Genomic DNA, 601 nt, shown 5'->3' with positions numbered 1-601 from the left:
ATCCAATCCGAAAAAATGGCAAGCCTTGGAGAGCTAACGGCGGGTATAGCTCATGAGATACAGAATCCGCTGAATTTTGTGAATAATTTTTCGGAACTGAACAGGGAATTGATTGTAGAGCTAAAAGAGGAATTAGAAAAAGGAAACTTAGAAGAAGTCAAATTAATTGCGACGGACATAGAAGGTAACGAAGAAAAAATCAACCACCACGGCAAGCGAGCTGGAGCTATCGTGAAAGGTATGCTCGAGCATAGCCGGACCAGTTCAGGCGAAAAAATACCCACCGACATCAATGCACTTTGTGATGAATACCTGCGTCTTTCCTATCACGGATTGAGTGCCCGAGACAAAACCTTCAACGCAGACTATAAAACGGATTTTGATCCCAATCTGCCCAAAGTGAATGTGGTGCCACAGGATATTGGAAGGATGCTTTTGAACCTGATTAACAATGCTTTTCAGGCTGTTAACGAAAGGGGCAAAAAGGGAGAGTCGGGATATAAGCCAGAAGTTTCTGTAGAAACCAAGCTAACAACTAAGAACCTAACACTAATCACTATACGTGATAACGGTCCCGGCATCCCCGACTCCATCAAAGAAA

At 43.3% G+C, this 601-nt stretch carries 1 protein-coding gene; it reads left to right on the top strand.

From position 1 onward, the window contains the following. Positions 1–15 precede the first annotated feature (15 nt). A partial coding sequence (locus tag AAGF08_RS20460; protein WP_343513316.1) for an ATP-binding protein occupies positions 16–601 on the top strand: 586 nt, incomplete at its 3' end.

The organism is Algoriphagus sp. SE2, assembly GCF_039563885.1.
Lineage (GTDB): Bacteria > Bacteroidota > Bacteroidia > Cytophagales > Cyclobacteriaceae > Algoriphagus.
Note: the sequence above shows the minus strand (reverse complement) of the source record. Positions and strands in the feature narration are given on the sequence as shown.